This is a genomic window from Pseudomonas sp. TE12508 (assembly GCF_056279485.1).
Window position 1 is genome coordinate 147,830 of the sequence record NZ_JBWCCN010000004.1, and the last position, 17,224, is coordinate 165,053.

At 61.8% G+C, this 17,224-nt stretch carries 18 protein-coding genes; 14 read left to right on the forward strand and 4 right to left on the reverse strand.

Annotated features, from left to right (window positions below; translation table 11 throughout):
• Nucleotides 1–61 precede the first annotated feature (61 nt).
• The 9 genes from mdcA to madM all read left to right on the forward strand — a co-directional run bounded on the left by mdcA (nucleotide 62) and on the right by madM (nucleotide 7,333).
• Nucleotides 62–1,732 carry a malonate decarboxylase subunit alpha gene (gene mdcA / locus ACZ9IM_RS06920; protein ID WP_476223602.1) on the forward strand — a complete coding sequence of 557 codons (1,671 nt, stop codon included), beginning with the start codon at nucleotides 62–64 and terminating at the stop codon, nucleotides 1,730–1,732.
• Nucleotides 1,732–2,607 carry a triphosphoribosyl-dephospho-CoA synthase gene (locus ACZ9IM_RS06925; protein ID WP_427624969.1) on the forward strand — a complete coding sequence of 292 codons (876 nt, stop codon included), beginning with the start codon at nucleotides 1,732–1,734 and terminating at the stop codon, nucleotides 2,605–2,607. Before mdcA ends, ACZ9IM_RS06925 begins: the two co-directional genes overlap by 1 nt.
• Nucleotides 2,607–2,906 carry a malonate decarboxylase subunit delta gene (locus ACZ9IM_RS06930; protein WP_007897982.1) on the forward strand — a complete coding sequence of 100 codons (300 nt, stop codon included), beginning with the start codon at nucleotides 2,607–2,609 and terminating at the stop codon, nucleotides 2,904–2,906. The genes ACZ9IM_RS06925 and ACZ9IM_RS06930 overlap by 1 nt, the downstream gene beginning before the upstream one ends.
• The gene (locus ACZ9IM_RS06935; RefSeq protein WP_476223603.1) at nucleotides 2,899–3,762 is read left to right on the forward strand and encodes a biotin-independent malonate decarboxylase subunit beta; all 864 of its coding nucleotides are present in this window, start codon (nucleotides 2,899–2,901) and stop codon (nucleotides 3,760–3,762) included. The genes ACZ9IM_RS06930 and ACZ9IM_RS06935 overlap by 8 nt, the downstream gene beginning before the upstream one ends.
• The gene (gene mdcE / locus ACZ9IM_RS06940; RefSeq protein ID WP_476223604.1) at nucleotides 3,759–4,562 is read left to right on the forward strand and encodes a biotin-independent malonate decarboxylase subunit gamma; all 804 of its coding nucleotides are present in this window, start codon (nucleotides 3,759–3,761) and stop codon (nucleotides 4,560–4,562) included. The genes ACZ9IM_RS06935 and mdcE overlap by 4 nt, the downstream gene beginning before the upstream one ends.
• Nucleotides 4,556–5,176: a malonate decarboxylase holo-ACP synthase gene (locus ACZ9IM_RS06945; RefSeq protein WP_476223605.1), complete on the forward strand. Its 621-nt coding sequence runs from the start codon at nucleotides 4,556–4,558 to the stop codon at nucleotides 5,174–5,176. Before mdcE ends, ACZ9IM_RS06945 begins: the two co-directional genes overlap by 7 nt.
• Nucleotides 5,173–6,084: a malonate decarboxylase subunit epsilon gene (gene mdcH, locus ACZ9IM_RS06950; protein ID WP_476223606.1), complete on the forward strand. Its 912-nt coding sequence runs from the start codon at nucleotides 5,173–5,175 to the stop codon at nucleotides 6,082–6,084. Before ACZ9IM_RS06945 ends, mdcH begins: the two co-directional genes overlap by 4 nt.
• A 66-nt stretch (nucleotides 6,085–6,150) precedes the next feature.
• Nucleotides 6,151–6,567, forward strand: coding sequence for a malonate transporter subunit MadL (gene madL / locus ACZ9IM_RS06955; protein WP_007897996.1), 417 nt, complete (start codon nucleotides 6,151–6,153; stop codon nucleotides 6,565–6,567).
• A 1-nt stretch (nucleotide 6,568) separates the two neighbouring features.
• Nucleotides 6,569–7,333, forward strand: coding sequence for a malonate transporter subunit MadM (gene madM, locus ACZ9IM_RS06960; protein ID WP_008007473.1), 765 nt, complete (start codon nucleotides 6,569–6,571; stop codon nucleotides 7,331–7,333).
• Nucleotides 7,334–7,439: 106 nt separating this feature from the next.
• Here madM and ACZ9IM_RS06965 read toward each other — a convergent pair whose 3' ends face one another.
• Nucleotides 7,440–8,360 (reverse strand): LysR family transcriptional regulator, encoded by a 921-nt coding sequence (locus tag ACZ9IM_RS06965; protein WP_427624978.1) that lies wholly within the window; start codon nucleotides 8,358–8,360, stop codon nucleotides 7,440–7,442.
• Between the two features lie 221 nt (nucleotides 8,361–8,581).
• On the opposite strand from ACZ9IM_RS06965, the gene trhA reads away from it, so the two are divergent.
• Nucleotides 8,582–9,199 (forward strand): PAQR family membrane homeostasis protein TrhA, encoded by a 618-nt coding sequence (gene trhA / locus ACZ9IM_RS06970; protein ID WP_427624979.1) that lies wholly within the window; start codon nucleotides 8,582–8,584, stop codon nucleotides 9,197–9,199.
• Nucleotides 9,200–9,204: 5 nt separating this feature from the next.
• Here trhA and ACZ9IM_RS06975 read toward each other — a convergent pair whose 3' ends face one another.
• Nucleotides 9,205–10,113, reverse strand: a complete 909-nt coding sequence (locus tag ACZ9IM_RS06975) for a LysR family transcriptional regulator (RefSeq protein WP_476223607.1) — start codon at nucleotides 10,111–10,113, stop codon at nucleotides 9,205–9,207.
• Between the two features lie 108 nt (nucleotides 10,114–10,221).
• Between ACZ9IM_RS06975 and ACZ9IM_RS06980 the strand changes: the two genes are divergently transcribed.
• Genes ACZ9IM_RS06980 through ACZ9IM_RS06990 form a run of 3 tightly spaced genes read left to right on the forward strand, consistent with a single transcriptional unit; the run spans nucleotide 10,222 to nucleotide 12,763 of the window.
• A complete protein-coding gene (locus tag ACZ9IM_RS06980; protein WP_476223608.1) occupies nucleotides 10,222–11,463 on the forward strand; it encodes a D-amino acid dehydrogenase in 1,242 nt (413 codons plus the stop codon).
• Between the two features lie 18 nt (nucleotides 11,464–11,481).
• Nucleotides 11,482–11,832, forward strand: coding sequence for a RidA family protein (locus ACZ9IM_RS06985; protein ID WP_476223609.1), 351 nt, complete (start codon nucleotides 11,482–11,484; stop codon nucleotides 11,830–11,832).
• Nucleotides 11,833–11,860: 28 nt separating this feature from the next.
• On the forward strand, nucleotides 11,861–12,763 hold the full coding sequence (locus tag ACZ9IM_RS06990) for a transporter substrate-binding domain-containing protein (protein WP_007898005.1): 903 nt from the start codon (nucleotides 11,861–11,863) through the stop codon (nucleotides 12,761–12,763).
• Nucleotides 12,764–12,887: 124 nt separating this feature from the next.
• Here ACZ9IM_RS06990 and ACZ9IM_RS06995 read toward each other — a convergent pair whose 3' ends face one another.
• Nucleotides 12,888–13,607, reverse strand: coding sequence for a 16S rRNA (uracil(1498)-N(3))-methyltransferase (locus ACZ9IM_RS06995; RefSeq protein WP_476223610.1), 720 nt, complete (start codon nucleotides 13,605–13,607; stop codon nucleotides 12,888–12,890).
• A 138-nt stretch (nucleotides 13,608–13,745) separates the two neighbouring features.
• The gene (locus tag ACZ9IM_RS07000; RefSeq protein WP_427624986.1) at nucleotides 13,746–15,152 is read right to left on the reverse strand and encodes an adenosylmethionine--8-amino-7-oxononanoate transaminase; all 1,407 of its coding nucleotides are present in this window, start codon (nucleotides 15,150–15,152) and stop codon (nucleotides 13,746–13,748) included.
• A gap of 222 nt (nucleotides 15,153–15,374) precedes the next feature.
• Between ACZ9IM_RS07000 and ACZ9IM_RS07005 the strand changes: the two genes are divergently transcribed.
• Nucleotides 15,375–17,150, forward strand: a complete 1,776-nt coding sequence (locus ACZ9IM_RS07005) for an FAD-dependent oxidoreductase (protein WP_427624988.1) — start codon at nucleotides 15,375–15,377, stop codon at nucleotides 17,148–17,150.
• Nucleotides 17,151–17,224 lie beyond the last annotated feature (74 nt).

The window sequence follows — 17,224 nt, forward strand, 5'->3', positions numbered from 1 at the left end:
TGATGCCCCCCGCCCAACACTCCTAAGGTGACCCCCACGACAGCGAACCCGTGGAGTGGTCATGACAACAACAATATCCCCCGACTCGCGATGGACGCGGCGGCGCAGCGAAAAGCAGCGGCGCCTCGAATTGGTGAAGGGGCTTGCCGACGGTGTGGTGCTGCCCACCGACAAGATCATTGCGGCGCTGGAGGCGTTGATTCTGCCCGGCGACCGTGTGGTGCTGGAGGGCAATAACCAGAAGCAGGCGGATTTCCTTTCCCGCTCCCTGGCCAAGGCCGATCCGGGCAAGCTGCATGACCTGCACATGATCATGCCCAGCGTCGGGCGTTCCGAGCACCTGGACCTGTTCGAGCGCGGCATTGCCCGCAAGCTCGACTTCTCTTTTGCCGGCACCCAAAGCCTGCGCATCAGTCAGTTGCTCGAAGACGGCCTGCTGGAAATCGGCGCGATCCACACCTACATCGAGCTCTATGCGCGGCTGGTGGTCGACTTGATCCCCAACGTCGTGCTCTCGGCCGGTTTCATGGCCGACCGTGCCGGCAACATCTACACCGGCCCGAGCACCGAAGACACCCCTGCGTTGATCGAACCGGCCGCTTTCAGCGATGGCATCGTCATCGTCCAGGTCAACCAATTGGTGGACGACGTCAGCGACTTGCCCCGCGTCGACATCCCCGCGTCCTGGGTGGATTTCGTGGTGGTGGCGGACAAACCGTTCTACATCGAACCGCTGTTCACCCGCGACCCACGGCACATCAAGCCGGTACACGTGTTGATGGCGATGATGGCGATCCGCGGGATCTACGAAAAACACAACGTCCAGTCCCTGAACCACGGCATCGGTTTCAACACCGCGGCCATCGAACTGATCCTGCCGACCTACGGCGAATCCCTCGGTTTGAAGGGCAAGATTTGCCGTAACTGGACGCTCAATCCTCACCCAACCCTGATCCCGGCCATCGAAAGCGGCTGGGTCGAAAGCGTGCATTGTTTCGGCACTGAACTGGGCATGGAAAACTACATTGCCGCCCGCCCTGACGTGTTCTTCACCGGCCGCGACGGCTCACTGCGCTCCAACCGGATGTTCTGCCAATTGGCAGGGCAATACGCGGTGGACCTGTTCATCGGCGCAACCCTGCAAGTCGACGGCGACGGTCATTCCTCCACCGTGACGCGCGGTCGCCTGGCCGGTTTCGGGGGGGCACCGAACATGGGCCACGACCCGCGCGGTCGCCGCCATGGCACGCCGGCCTGGCTCGACATGCGTCACGACGATGCGCCCGAAGCGTTGCTGGAACGCGGTAAGAAACTCGTGGTGCAAATGGTCGAGACCTTTCAGGAGGGCGGCAAACCGACCTTCGTCGAAACCCTCGACGCGGTGGAAGTGGCGAAGAAAAGCGGCATGCCACTGGCGCCGATCATGATTTACGGCGACGACGTCACCCACTTGCTGACCGAAGAAGGCATCGCCTATTTGTACAAGGCGCGTTCCCTCGAGGAACGTCAGGCGATGATCGCTGCCGTCGCTGGCGTGACCGCCATCGGCCTGCGCCACAACCCGAAAGACACCGCCCGTATGCGCCGCGAAGGCCTGATCGCTTTGCCCGAAGACCTCGGCATCCGCCGCACCGACGCCACCCGTGAGTTGCTCGCAGCGAAAAGCGTGGCCGATCTGGTGGAGTGGTCCGGTGGCCTCTACAACCCGCCCGCCAAGTTCAGGAGCTGGTAATGCACGCATTCAACCTGCAACCGAAACCTTTAACCCTGACTGAGCGGCTGGCGGACCTGGCGGTGGACGCTCTGATCGATGAAGCCGATCTGTCGCCGAAACCGGCGCTGGTGGATCGTCGCGGCAATGGCGCGCACACCGATTTACACCTGAACCTGATGCACGCCTCGGCGCTGTCGTTGTGGCCGGCGTTCAAGGCAATGGCGGACGCGGCCGGCGAATTTGGCGAAGTCGGTTTACCCCTGCGCGAAGCCCTTGGGCGGATTGGCCGCGACGGTGAACAAACGATGCTCGCCACCACCGACGGCGTGAATACTCATCGTGGGGCGATCTGGGCGTTGGGGCTGTTGGTAGCCGCCGCTGCGCTGGAACCTGAATCCAGCACCGCCAGCGGCATCACGTTGCGCGCCGCACGCCTGGCCTTGCTCGATGACCGCTACGCCCCGCGTCCCCTAAGCCATGGCGCTCAAGTGGCCCAACGTTATGGCGCTCGCGGTGCCCGTGAAGAAGCACAGCTTGGTTTCCCGGCCGTGCTGCAACGTGGCCTGCCGCAACTCAAGCGCAGCCGCGCCGCCGGCCATGGCGAACAGAACGCCCGGCTCGATGCCTTGCTGGCGATCATGACGACATTGGCCGACACCTGCGTGCTCTACCGCGCAGGCGAAACCGGCCTGCAGACCATGCAACTCGGTGCCCAAGCAGTGCTCGACGCCGGCGGCAGTGCGAGCCTGGCCGGTCGCCGCCGTTTGCATGAGCTGGACCAACAATTAATCGCGTTGAATGCCTCGCCCGGCGGCGCTGCGGACTTGCTCGCAGCCTGCCTGTTTATCGACCGCATCGAGTCGGGCGCCGGCGTCCTCCAGGGAGCGTTTTGATGGAAACCTTATCCTTTGAATTCCCCGCCGGGCAGCCGCCACGGGGCAGGGCGCTGGTGGGCTGCGTGGGCTCGGGCGATCTGGAAGTGCTGATTGAACCGGGGCTGGCGGGCAAGCTGACGATCCAGGTGCAGACCTCGGTCAACGGCAGCGAACAACGCTGGCAGCATCTGTTCGCGCGGATGTTCGACGGCCAGACACCGCCCGCAATGGCGATCGATATCCACGATTTCGGCGCCACTCCCGGCGTGGTGCGCTTGCGCCTGGAACAAGGCTTCGAGGAGATCAGCCATGACTGACAGCACAGCGCTTCTCAACCCATTCCTTGAAAGGCATAGCTTCGTCGAACTCGGCGCCCGGCAACGAGCGAAAGCGTTGCTCGACGCCGGGACCTTCCGTGAACTGCTCGACCCGTTTCAGCGCGTCATGTCGCCATGGCTGTCGCGCCAGGGCGTGGTGCCGCAAGCCGATGACGGCGTGGTGATCGCCAAGGGCAGCCTCGGCGGTTTTCCGGTGGTGATCGCTGCCATCGAAGGCGCGTTTCAGGGCGGCAGCCTCGGTGAAGTCGGCGGGGCGAAAATTGCCGGTGCGCTGGAATTGGCCGCCGAGGACAACCGCAAAGGCATTCCCACTCGCGCCGTGCTGCTGCTGGAAACCGGTGGCGTGCGTTTGCAGGAGGCCAATCTCGGGTTGGCGGCGATTGCCGATATTCATGCAGCGATTGTCGATCTGCGCCAGTACCAGCCGGTAGTCGGCGTGGTCGCCGGCAGTGTCGGCTGTTTTGGCGGCATGTCGATTGCCGCCGGGTTGTGCAGCTATTTGCTGGTGACTCAGGAAGCGCGCCTTGGCCTCAACGGCCCTCAGGTGATCGAACAGGAAGCCGGACTTGAGGAATACGACTCCCGTGACCGGCCGTTTATCTGGAGTCTGACCGGTGGCGAGCAACGTTTCGCCAGTGGGTTGGTGGATCGCTACGTGGCTGACGACGTGGCGCAGATTCAGCAGCAGGTTAGCGAGTTGCTCCAGCAGGGTTTGCCGGCGCAGCAACGCAGCCGCCAGGCCGAATGGTTCCTGCAACGGCTGGCGCGTCTGGACGCCGAACCACAAATCGAGCCGGCGACGGTTCGCGATCTGTATCAAGGAGAGCGCTCATGAGTTCGTATTCCCTGAGAGGCTTGAACTGGTTCCACGCCTTGAGTGCCGGCGCGAAACCGGTCGCGGATTTGCCGGCGTCGTTGAAAGTCGCCGATGGTTTATTGGGCGATCTACCCGTGCGGTTTATCGCAGTGGTGGCCGATCCCGACAACCGTTTCGTCCGCGCCCGCAATGGCGAGGTCGGTTTGCTGGAAGGCTGGGGCCTGGCCAAAGCGGTGGATGAAATCATTGCTGCGGATAACGACAAACCTCAAAAACGCGCCCTGATCGCCATCGTCGATGTTCCTAGCCAGGCTTACGGTCGACGCGAAGAAGCCCTCGGCATTCATCAAGCCTTGGCCGGTGCTGCGGACAGTTATGCCCGCGCCCGACTCGCCGGGCATGCGGTGATCGGTTTGCTGGTGGGCAAGGCGATGTCTGGCGCCTTTCTCGCTCATGGCTATCAGGCCAACCGGCTGATCGCGCTACGTGATCCGGGCGTGATGGTGCATGCGATGGGCAAGGCTTCGGCGGCGCGGGTCACATTACGCAGCGTCGAAGAGCTTGAAGCCTTGGCCGCCAGCGTGCCGCCGATGGCCTATGACATCGACAGCTTTGCCAGCCTGGGGCTGCTTTGGGAAACCCTGTCGGTGGAGCAGATCGAACAACCGACGGCGGCGGATCTGGCGCGGGTGAACGAGTGTCTGGTTCAGGCGATTGAAAATGTCGGGGCTGGTCGTCGCGATTTGAGCAGCCGCTTGGGGGCGCCCAACCGTGGCGCGTCGAGCAAGGTTCGCCAACTGCTGAGAGAGCAGTGGTGAATACGTTTCTGGCCCACGACCTGCTTTGGGGGATGACCCCGGAGCAGTTGCCTGCGGATGCGCCTGCGTGGGCGGTCGAGTCGATCAGCGCGGGTCAGCCAGTGGTGGTTCGGCGTGCGATCAGTGCGCCGGATCAGATCGCGGTCGGGGTACGCGGACGCTTGCGCGAGCAGCGTTATGCAACGTCGATGGCGATCACGGCGATTTCACGTCGGGTAAGTCCGGAAGAGCTTTGTCATGTCGAGACGGCGCGGGATCTCCCGGCTTTGCGAGCACTGGTGCAGCTGCGGCCAATGCTCGACGCCTGCGGTTGGGTGTGGGGTGTCAGCGGCAGCGCCGGGTTTGAATTGGCCAGTGGTTTTGCGGCGTTGCATGAGCGCAGCGATCTCGATTTGATCCTGCGTACACCGCAACCGTTGAGCCGGCTTCAAGCGCGAGAGTTGGCGACTTTTCTCGGTGCCGCTGAGTGTCTGGTGGATATGCAGTTGCAGACGCCTTACGGCGCTGTGGCCCTGCGCGAATGGGCCGGCCCGTCGCAGCGGGTGCTGCTCAAAAACGCTCAGGTCGCCTGTCTGGTCACCGATCCCTGGAACCCGCAGGAGCAAGCAGCGTGAGCAGTTTGCTGGTGTTCCCCGGCCAGGGCGCGCAGCAACCGGGCATGCTCCATCGTTTGCCTCGGGAAACGCTGATCGAGGCGAGCGAGGTGCTGGGTGAAGATGTTTTGTTGCTTGATTCTGCCGAGGCGTTGCAGTCGACGAGGGCGGTTCAGTTATGCCTGCTGATTGCCGGAGTCGCCGCTTCACGTCAGTTGTCATTGAGCGCGGATTACGTGGCCGGATTGTCCATCGGCGCCTATCCGGCGGCGGTGGTCGCCGGCGCCTTGAGCTTCTGCGATGCGCTGCATCTGGTCAGTCTGCGCGGTGAGCTGATGCAGCAGGCTTATCCTCAGGGCTATGGCATGACCGCGATCATCGGTCTCGATCTGGCGACGGTGGAAGGTTTGCTGGCGCAGGTTCACAGCGTCGATACACCGGTTTACCTGGCCAATATCAACGCCGATAACCAAGTGGTGATCGCTGGCAGCGACGAGGCGATGAAAGCGGTTGCCGAGTTGGCGAAAGGGTGCGGCGCCGGTCTGGCCAAGCGTCTGGCGGTCAGCGTGCCGTCCCATTGCCCGTTGCTGGATACACCGGCAAGAGCCTTGGCCGAAGCCTTCGCCAAGGTGCAGTTGAAGGCGCCGACACTGGGTTATTTGAGCGGCAGCCGCGCACGGCCTGTCACCCATACCGACGCCCTGCGTGACGACCTGGCGTTCAACATGTGCCGCGTGGTGGATTGGCGCGGCACGGTACAAAGCGCTTATGAGCGTGGCGTACGTCTACAGATCGAACTGCCGCCCGGTGCGGTGTTGACCGGGCTGGCGCGCCGGGTGTTCGAGCAGGGTACCGTGATTGCCTTCGACGGTGCGCGGCTCGATACCTTGCAGGCGCTGTTGCGTGAGGAGGGAAGACGCCAACCCTAGACCACCGACTCAGGCTGCGAACTACAAGAACAACAAATCCGACGATGCACTTTGAGGACTACAACAATGATTATTTACGGTGTGGCGCTGTTGGCGATCTGTACGCTGGCAGGGGTGATCATGGGTGACATGCTCGGCGCATTGCTGGGCGTGAAATCCAACGTCGGCGGGGTCGGGATCGCGATGATCCTGCTGATTTGCGCGCGGTTGTGGATGCAAAAACGCGGCGGCATGACCAAGGACTGCGAGATGGGCGTCGGCTTCTGGGGCGCCATGTACATTCCGGTGGTGGTGGCGATGGCCGCGCAACAGAACGTCGTTACCGCCTTGCACGGCGGGCCGGTGGCGGTGCTGGCGGCGATCGGTTCGGTGGTGCTCTGCGGCTGCACCATTGCGCTGATCAGCCGGACCCACAAAGGCGAGCCCTTGCCCGATGAACCGGCGGACATAACGTCGGTTGGCGCACCGGCAGGAGGTCGCTGATATGTGGGATCTCATCGAGAAAGGTCTGGAACATAACGGTCTGATCACGGCATTCGCGTTCGTTGGCGTGATCATGTGGGTGTCGGTGGTGTTGTCCAAACGCCTGACCTTCGGGCGAATTCACGGTTCGGCGATTGCCATCGTCATCGGCCTGGTGCTGGCCTGGGTCGGCGGCACCATGACCGGCGGGCAAAAAGGCCTGGCGGATTTGTCACTGTTTTCCGGCATTGGTTTGATGGGCGGCGCGATGCTGCGGGACTTCGCCATTGTCGCCACGGCGTTTGAGGTGCAGGCCACGGAAGCGAAAAAGGCCGGGATGATTGGCGTCATCGCGCTGCTGCTGGGCACGATTCTGCCGTTCATTGTCGGGGCGAGCATGGCCTGGGTGTTCGGTTATCGCGATGCGATCAGCATGACCACCATTGGCGCGGGCGCGGTGACGTACATCGTCGGGCCAGTGACCGGGGCCGCGATTGGTGCCACGTCCGACGTGATGGCGTTGTCGATTGCCACCGGGCTGATCAAGGCGATTCTGGTGATGGTCGGCACACCGATGGCGGCGCGCTGGATGGGGCTGGATAACCCGCGCTCGGCGATGGTGTTTGGCGGCCTGGCCGGGACGGTGAGTGGGGTGACCGCAGGGTTGGCGGCGACGGATCGGCGGCTGGTGCCGTATGGCGCGTTGACCGCGACGTTCCACACCGGGCTTGGGTGCTTGCTTGGGCCTTCGTTGCTGTACTTCATTGTTCGCGGGATTGTCGGCTGACTGATCGTTCCCACGCGCAGCAAAGGAATGCAGCCCGGGACGCTCCGCGTCCCAAAGCGGACGCAGAGCGTCCATTGAGACATTCCCACGCAGAGCGTGGGAACGATCATTGGGTGGCCTGCCGATTGGCATACATCCGGCACTCCGCCAACAGCGCCAGCAAATTCGGGTCACGCTCCTTGGCCTTCAGAAACACCACCCCGATGTGCTGCTGTAACCGATACTTTTGCTGCAATGGAATCAGCTTCACCCGGTTCTCATACACCGCCGCAATCCTTCCCGGCAGCAACGCATAACCGACCCCGGAGCTGACCATGCTCAGCAGGGTGAAGATGTCGTTGACCTGCATCGCCACCTTCGGCTCGAACCCCGCCTGCTTGAACACCCGAATACCGTCCTGGTGCGTGGCGAAGCCTTGGGTCAAGGTGATGAATGTCTCGTCGCGCACCTCGGCCAGATCGACTTCTGTTCGTTGGGCAAAGGGGGAGTCAGCCGGGGTGGCGAGGAAGATGTCATCGGAAAACAACGGAATCTGCTCGCAGTCCGGGTCATTCACGCTGTCATCCAGCGACACCAGGATTGCGTCGACTTCCATGTTCTTGAGCTTGTATAGCAGGTCGATGTTCGAGCCCAGGATCAGGTCGATATTGAGTTCGCTGCGGCGAATCTTCAGGCCCATGATCAGCTGCGGCACGGTCTTCACCGTCAACGAATACAGTGACCCTAGCTTGAAACGCTCAGCCGAGAACCCGGCAGCTTCGCGGGTCAGGCGCACGCTTTCGAGCACGTCCTGAATCAGCTTCTGCGCCCGTTCTTCCAGCACATAAGCGCTTTCGAGTGGGGTCAGGTTGCGGCCTTCGTGTTTGAATAGCGGGCAACGCAGGGCGCTTTCCAGAGAGTGGATGGCGCGGTGCACGCTGACGTTGCTGGTTTGCAACTCGGCGGCAGCGCGGGTCAGGTTGCCGGTGCGCATGAAGGCCAGGAACACCTCGAGTTTTTTCAGGGTCAACTCTTCATCGATCAGCATGGGCGTGACTCTTATTCGAATCGCTCGATTGTGCCCAATTGGCTGAGGTTTGGCTCGAAGGCTTTTTGTAGGAGCTGCCGAAGGCTGCGATCTTTTGATCTTTGGCATCCTAAGATCAAGATCAAAAGATCGCAGCCTCGTTTCACTCGACAGCTCCTACACAGCTCCTACACCGGTCTTACAGGGGCTTTGTGTTAATGAATTTTTAAGGTGAGCAACACATGTATCACGGGGAAAGATTGAACGCCTGGACGCATTTGGTCGGGGCGGTGGCGGCGCTTGTCGGGGGTGTGTGGCTGCTGGTGATCGCCAGTATGGACGGCAGTCCGTGGAAGATCGTCAGCGTGGCGATTTACGCGTTCACCTTGCTGGTGCTCTACAGCGCGTCGACCGTTTACCACAGCGTGCGCGGGCGCAAGAAAGCGATCATGCAGAAGGTCGATCACTTTTCGATCTACCTGCTGATTGCCGGCAGTTACACACCGTTCTGCCTGGTGACCCTGCGCGGGCCGTGGGGCTGGACGTTGTTCGGTATTGTCTGGGGGCTGGCTCTGATCGGCATCCTGCAAGAGATCAAACCCCGCTCGGAAGCGCGGATTCTGTCGATCGTGATTTACGCGGTGATGGGCTGGATCGTGCTGGTGGCGGTCAAGCCATTACTGGCGGCGCTTGGGCCCGTCGGCTTTACTTGGTTGGCATCGGGCGGGGTGCTGTACACCGTGGGGATTGTCTTTTTTGCGCTGGACAGCCGTTTGCGCCATGCCCACGGGGTCTGGCATCTGTTTGTGATTGCCGGGAGCTTGCTGCACTTTGTGGCGATTTTGTTTTATGTCCTTTGAGGCTGCTACGGGATCAAGCGATCCAGTTGCGCCTGCGCCCGTCGGCTGAACACCTGCAACAAGTCGCTCAAGGTGTGTGGCGGTGGTTCGTCGGCGCGGGTCACCGCGTACAGGGTGATTGGTAGCGCCGGCGCCAGAGGTCGAATCGCCGTGGTGGCGGGGGACGCGCCGAGCGCGGTGAACGGGTCGATTACCGCCAACCCGGCACCGGATTCAACCATTGCCCGCGCCAGCGAGTAGGTCTGCACCGCGATGCGTACCTTTGGCGGCGGATTGACCGCTTCAAGGTAGCTGTCGAGCCTGGCGGCCAGCGGGTCGGCGCTGGACAAGCCAATCAGCGGCGCACCGGCCAGTTCGATCAACGGCAACGGTTTACCGTGAGTGTCGTCGGCCCAAAAGCCTTTCGGCGCCAGTGCCACCAGCATCCCACAGGCCAGGGCCTGCGCCTTAAGGCCTGGATGATCGGGCAGTTGCAGCGTCAGGGCGACATCCACTTCGCGCATCAACAGGTTCTGCATCAGCTCGCGGCTGTGGGCGCTGGACAGTTCGCAGGCGATTTGCGGGTAACGTTGCGTCCATTCGTTGATCGCCGGCGGCAGCAGCGACAAGGCCAGCGCCGGGATCGCGCCGATCCGTACACTGTGGCCCGGCTCACGTCGCAGGCTCTGGGCCAGACGTCGCACGCCTTGCAGGCTTTCGGTGACCTTGTCGACCTCGCGCTCAAGCTCCAGGGCTTCGGGCGTCGGCTGCAATTTACCGCGCACCCGCAGGAACAACGCAAAGCCCAATTGCTGTTCGGCGTGTTGCAGCACTTTGCTCACCGCCGGCTGCGACACGTGCAGCAACTGGGCGGCGCCACTGACCGAACCGGTCTGGCGAATGGCCTGGAAAATCTCGATGTGTCGCAGTCGCATGGCAAGTCCATAACCTTTGTTTATGGGTCAGGCATCTTTATGCATTGTTCAACGGCTGTCACCTGGTCCTAAGCTGAGGGCACGTTTCAACAACGCTTAAGGACTGACATGGCTCAGCGGGTTTGCATCATCGGTGGCGGCGTCATCGGGCTGACAACGGCTTACGCACTGGTGCGCGACGGCATCGACGTGACGCTGATCGAGGCCCGGGATTCGTTTGCCAGCGAGACCAGTTTCGCCAACGGCGGCCAGCTGTCCTACCGCTATGTCGCGCCACTGGCCGATGCAGGCGTACCGTTGCAGGCGCTGGGATGGATGTTGCGCGGTGACTCGCCGTTGAAGCTGCGCCCGCGCCTAGACCCGGCGCAATGGCGCTGGATGGCGGCCTTTCTGGCGGCCTGCCGGCGTTCGGTGAATCAGCGCAACGGCGCGCATCTGCTGCGCCTGGCGCTGCTGAGCCAGGCCACGCTGCAAGGCTGGCGCGACGAAGACCGCCTCGACGGTTTCGACTGGCGGCGCAACGGCAAACTGGTGACGTTTCGCGAAGCCGCAAGCTTCGAGCATGCGCGCCAAGGGCTGGCTGATCCGCGACAGCAACAGGTGTTGTCCCGGGCCGAGTGCGCACAGCTGGAGCCGGCACTCGCCGAGGCGCCGTTCGTAGGGGCGATCTACACGCCCGATGAAGAAGTCGCCGATTGCCATGCTTTCTGCCTGCAACTGGTGGCCCGGCTCAAGGCGTCGGGGCGTTGCGAGTTTTTGCCGGGGCGCACGGTCACCGGCATTCGCCACGGGGACGGCGTGGTGCAGGCCGTTGAAATGGGCGCGCAGGTATTGCCGGTTGAGCAATTGGTGATCGCTGCCGGTCATCGCAGCCCGGCGCTGGCGTTGCCGGGCATGAACTTGCCGCTGTATCCGCTCAAGGGCTACAGCCTGACCATGCCGATCCGCGCCGAACACCGCGCGCCGGAGCTGAGCATCACCGATTACAACCGCAAGATCGTTTACGCCCGCATCGGTGCACAACTGCGGGTGGCGGCGATGGTCGACATTGTCGGTTTCGACCCGGCACTCGATCCCAAGCGTCTGGCGCTGATCAAACGCCAGGCGCAGGAAACCTTGCCCAATGCCGGCGATTATGACGCCGCCATCGAATGGGCCGGCATGCGCCCGGCGACCCCCAGCGGCGTGCCGTTGATTGGCGCCACGGCGTACCGCAACCTCTGGCTCAACCTCGGCCATGGCGCCCTGGGTTTTACTTTGGCCTGCGGTAGCGCTCGGCTGCTGAGTGAGTTGATTGCCCGGCGCGCACCCTCGATCGAAATGCAGGGCCTCGCACCCCGCGTCGCCTGACTGGAAAAGGAAGAACTGATGAGCATCAAGCGTTTCAACAGCAACAGTCGACTCTCTGGCGCCGTGACCTTTGGCGAACTGGTGTTTCTATCGGGCCAGGTGCCGGGTGACAGCACCGACGCTGCCGGCCAAACCGCAGAGGTGCTGGCGAAGATCGATGGGTTGCTGGCCGAGGCTGGCAGCGACAAGGATCATCTGCTCAACGCGACCATTTACCTGAACGACATTGGCCGCGATTTCGCCGCAATGAACGAGGTCTGGTCACAATGGCTGTCGCCGGGCAAAGCGCCGACCCGCACCACCTTGCAGGCGCAACTGGCCCGTCCAGAGGTCCTGGTGGAAATCACCGTGATCGCCGCCCGCCGCTAATTCGATCTACCCACAACGGAGAATAACAATGCAAAAAATCACGTTGATCGGCTGCACCCTCGGCCTGCTGCTCGCCAGTCAGGTCCAGGCCAATGAAGCGCCGCTGACCGGCACGCTGAACAAGGTCGCCAATGCCAAGAGCATCACGCTGGGCTATCGCGATGCGTCGGTGCCGTTCTCTTACGTGGGTGATCACACGGGGCAGCCGATGGGCTATTCGGTGGACCTGGCGAGCAAGATTGTCGAGCGCATCAAGCAAAAACTCGAGCTTCCGGATCTGCAGGTGAAGTACAACCTGGTGACTTCGCAAACACGTATCCCGCTGGTGCAAAACGGCACGGTCGACCTTGAATGCGGCTCTACTGGCGTGACCGCCGAGCGCATGCAGCAAGTGGCGTTTTCCTATGGGTTCATCTACGTGAAAGGGCAACTGCTCACGGCGAAGGACAGCGGCATCAAAAGCTTCGCCGACCTGCGCGGCAAGAACGTCGTGACCACCGCCGGCACCACCAATGAGCGTTTTCTGAAGAGCTACAACGTCGATCACAAGATCGACATGTTCGTGATCAGCGCCAAGGACCACGGCGAAGCCTTCCAGATGCTGCAGTCGGGGCGGGCGGCGGCGTTCTATATGGACGATGCGTTGCTTTACGGTGAACGGGCCAAGGCCCGCGATCCGCATAAATGGGTCGTGGTGGGCGAGGAGCAGTCGCGGGAAATCTACAGCTGCATGGTGCGCAAGGGCGATCCGCAATTTCTCGAACTGGTGAATTCAACGCTCGCCGATTTGTATAGCTCAGGGGAAATCAATGGCATCTACAATCGCTGGTTCCAGCAGCCGATTCCGCCTAAAGGTTTGAATCTTGAGTTTCCGATGACCAGCGAACTCAAGGCAATCATTGCGAAACCGGTGAGTGATCCGGTGCAGTAGTTCCTGAAAGATCGTTCCCACGCTCTGCGTGGGAATGCCTCTACGGACGCTCCGCGTTCGACTTTTGATGGGACGCGGAGCGTCCCGGGCTGCATTCCCACGCGGAGCGTGGGAACGATCAAACCTAAAAATCGCCCCACAACTGCTGAGCCACCGCCAACGCCACCACCGGCGCGGTTTCGGTACGCAACACGCGAGGGCCGAGGCGGGCGGCATGAAAACCGCCGGCCTTGGCCTGTTCGACTTCAGCGTCGGACAACCCGCCTTCCGGGCCGATCAGAAACGCCAGTGTCGCCGGTTTCGCATGGCTCACCAATGGCTCGGCCACCGGGTGCAGCACCAGTTTCAATTCGGCTTCCGTCTGCTTCAGCCAATCAGCCAACAACAGCGGTGGATGAATCACTGGCACCTGTGAACGCCCGCACTGCTCGCAAGCGCTGATCGCCACCTGACGCCAATGCATCAGGCGTTTGTCGGCGCGCTCGTCCTTGAGGCGGACTTCGCAGCGGTCGGTGAAGATCGGGGTGATTTCGCTGACGCCCAGTTCGGTGGCTTTCTGAATCGCCCAGTCCATCCGCTCGCCACGGGACAAGCCCTGGCCGAGATGGACCGCAAGCGACGACTCGACCTGCCCGGCGAAGCTTTCATCGATTTGCACCACGACGCGCTTCTTGCCGACTTCCGCCAGCGTGCCGCGAAACTCATGGCCCGAGCCATCGAACAATTGCACCGCATCACCCTCGGCCATGCGCAGCACGCGGCTGATGTAATGCGCCTGGGCCTCGGGAAGCTCGTGTTCGCCGGTGCTCAAGGGGGCGTCGATAAAGAAGCGGGACAGTCTCATCAATGGTCTCTGTAATTCGTCTGAACTGATCGTTCCCACGCTCTGCGTGGGAATGCCTCACCGGACGCTCCGCGTCCGCTTTTGGGACGCAGAGCGTCCCCGGCTGCATTCCCACGCAGAGCGTGGGAACGAGAGAAACTAGCCCGGATCACGGTAGCCCGGATGAAAGTCCTTCGGCACCGCCACGCTGATGCTGTCACGAGTGGCGATGTCGATGCCTTCACTGGCCACCTCGGCCAGAAAATCGATCTGCTCCGGGGTAATCACGTACGGCGGCAGGAAATACACCACGCTGCCCAGCGGCCGCAGCAAGGCACCTCGCTCCAGCGCATGCTGGAACACTTTCAAACCACGACGTTCCTGCCACGGATAAGCTTCCTTGGTGGCCTTGTCCTTGACCATCTCGATGGCCAGGACCATGCCGGTCTGGCGCACTTCGGCAACGTTCGGGTGATCGGCCAGGTGCGCGGTGGAGGAGGCCATGCGTTGAGCCAGAATCTTGTTGTTCTCGATGACGTTGTCTTCTTCGAAGATATCCAGCGTCGCCAATGCCGCCGCGCACGCCAGGGGATTGCCGGTGTAGCTGTGAGAGTGCAGGAAGGCGCGCAGGGTCGGGTAGTCGTCGTAGAAGGCGCTGTAGACCTCATCGGTGGTCAGCACCGCCGCCAACGGCAGGTAACCACCGGTCAGGGCCTTGGACAGGCAGAGGAAATCCGGGCGGATGCCGGCCTGTTCGCAGGCGAACATCGTTCCGGTGCGACCGAAGCCGACGGCGATTTCATCGTGGATCAGGTGAACGCCATAACGATCACAGGCGTCGCGCAGCAACTTCAGGTACACCGGGTGGTACATGCGCATGCCGCCTGCGCCCTGAATCAGCGGCTCCAGAATCACGGCGGCCACGGTGTCGTGATTTTCGGCCAGGGTCTGCTCCATGGCGGCGAACATGTTGCGCGAGTGTTCTTCCCAGCTCATGCCCTCGGGGCGCAGGTAGCAGTCGGGGCTCGGCACCTTGATGGTGTCCATCAGCAGGGCTTTGTAGGTTTCGGTGAACAGCGGCACGTCGCCCACCGCCATCGCCGCCATGGTCTCGCCGTGGTAGCCATTGGTCAGGGTGACGAAGCGCTTCTTGTTCGGCTGGCCGCGGTTGAGCCAGTAGTGAAAACTCATTTTCAGCGCGACTTCGATGCACGACGAACCGTTATCGGCGTAGAAGCACCGGGTCAGGCCTTCGGGCGTCATCTTTACCAGGCGCTCGGACAGTTCGATCACCGGTTGATGGCTGAAACCGGCGAGGATCACGTGTTCCAGTTGATCGACCTGATCCTTGATGCGCTGGTTGATCCGCGGGTTGGCGTGGCCGAACACGTTGACCCACCAGGAGCTGACCGCGTCGAGGTAGCGTTTGCCTTCGAAGTCTTCCAGCCAGACGCCTTCACCGCGCTTGATCGGGATCAGCGGCAGCTGTTCGTGGTCTTTCATCTGGGTGCAGGGATGCCACAACACCGCGAGATCGCGTTCCATCCACTGTTTATTCAGGCCCATTTTCTGTCTCCTCGAGGCTACCCGTGACGTAGGCGGGTAAACAATCGCGCAAGCCTATGCAATGCGCGTCATCGGGACAACCCATTGTGTCGATTGAGCTACTTTGTATAGGACGATAGACGTTGCTGGCGGCGTTTTGATGGCTGACGTATTCTTCGCGGTTCTTTGAGTCGTCTGACTCGTAAAACCGCTATTTCCTCGTGTATTTCCGGAGTTCGCTGAATGTCTGCTGGTTGGCTGCGCGCCTGTGCGCTGGTGATGTTGGGGCTGTTCAGCGTTTCGGCGCTGGCCAAGGATAAAACGGTGATCGTGGTCGGCGGCGGGCTTTCGGGCCTCACCGCGGCGTACGAGCTGCAGAACAAAGGCTGGCAGGTCACCCTGCTGGAAGCCAAACCGACGTTGGGCGGTCGCTCCGGCATGGCCACCAGTGAGTGGATCGGCAACGACAAGACCCAACCGGTGCTGAACAAGTACGTCTCGACGTTCAAGCTGACCACCACGCCAGCCCCTGAATTCGTGCGGACTCCGAGCTACCTGATCGACGGTGAATATTTCACCGCCGCCGATCTGGCGACTAAACAGCCGGCCACCAGCGACGCGCTGAAACGCTACGAAAAGACTCTGGATGATCTGGCGCGTTCGATCGAAGACCCGCAGAACCCGGCCGCCAACAGCACACTGTTCGCACTGGACCAGATCAACGTGTCCAACTGGCTCGATCGCTTGAATCTGCCAGCCACTGCGCGTCAGTTGGTGAATCAGCAGATTCGTACCCGCTATGACGAACCTTCGCGCCTGTCGCTGCTGTACTTCGCACAACAGAGCCGCGTCTACCGTGGCGTTGCCGACCGTGACCTGCGCGCCTCGCGTCTGCCCGGTGGCAGCCCGGTGCTGGCCCAGGCCTTCGTCAAACAACTGAAAACCATCAAGACCAGCTCGCCGGTTTCGGCCATTACTCAAGACAAGGACGGCGTGACCGTGAAGGTCGGCAGTGTTGGCTATCAGGCGGACTACGTTGTGCTGGCCGTGCCATTGCGGGCACTGAACAAGATCCAGATGACCCCGGCGCTGGATGCCCAGCACATGGGCGCCATCAAAGGCACCAACTACGGCTGGCGTGACCAGATCATGCTGAAGTTCAAGACGCCAGTGTGGGAAAGCAAGGCGCGCATGTCCGGCGAGATCTACAGCAACACCGGCCTGGGCATGTTGTGGGTCGAGCCGGCCCTGAAAGGCGGCGCCAATGTGGTGATCAACCTGTCCGGCGACAATGCGCGCGTGATGCAGGCCTTCGGCGACAAGCAGATGGTTGATCAGGTACTGATTCGCCTGCATGCGTTTTATCCACAGGCACGCGGTTCGTTCACCGGTTATGAAATCCGTCGCTACAGCACCGATCCGTCGATGGGTGGCGCTTACCTGGCCTTCGGCCCGGGCCAGATCAGCAAGTACTGGCGCCTGTGGGAGCGTCCGCTGCAACGTGTAGCCTTTGCCGGCGAACACACCGACGCCTTGTACCCAGGCACTCTGGAAGGCGCATTGCGCACCGGCCAGCGTGCAGCCAGTCAGGTAGAAGACCTGGCGGCAGGCAAATCGTTTGAGCCGGCGAAAGTTGTTCCGGCGGCGACCGCAGCAGCGGCAGGTGCAGTGGCGGCGAAGAAAGGCAACTTCTTCACCAACCTGTTCGGTGGTTCTGACGACAAACCGGAACCGGCCAAGGCGCCAGCACCCGCGGCACCGGTTGCTCCGGCACCCGCGCCAGTACCTGCGCCGACTCCAGCGCCAGCACCGGTTGAGGCGCCGAAACCTGCGGCACCGGTGAAAGCAGAGCCTGCCAGGAAAGCGCCGGCCAAAGCGCCAGTGAAAAAGCCTGCGGCCAAAACCGAGTCCAAAAAAGCCCCGGTCAAGGCGACGGTGAAAAAGACTGAGCCGGTGAAGAAGCCAGCGGTCAATACTGCTGCGAAGACCCCAGTGACGACTGAAACCAAGACGCAGTAAGTTCTGGAATCAAAAAAAGCGCGGCAGTGATGCCGCGCTTTTTTTATGTCTTGCGTATGTCGCTGCTGATTTTT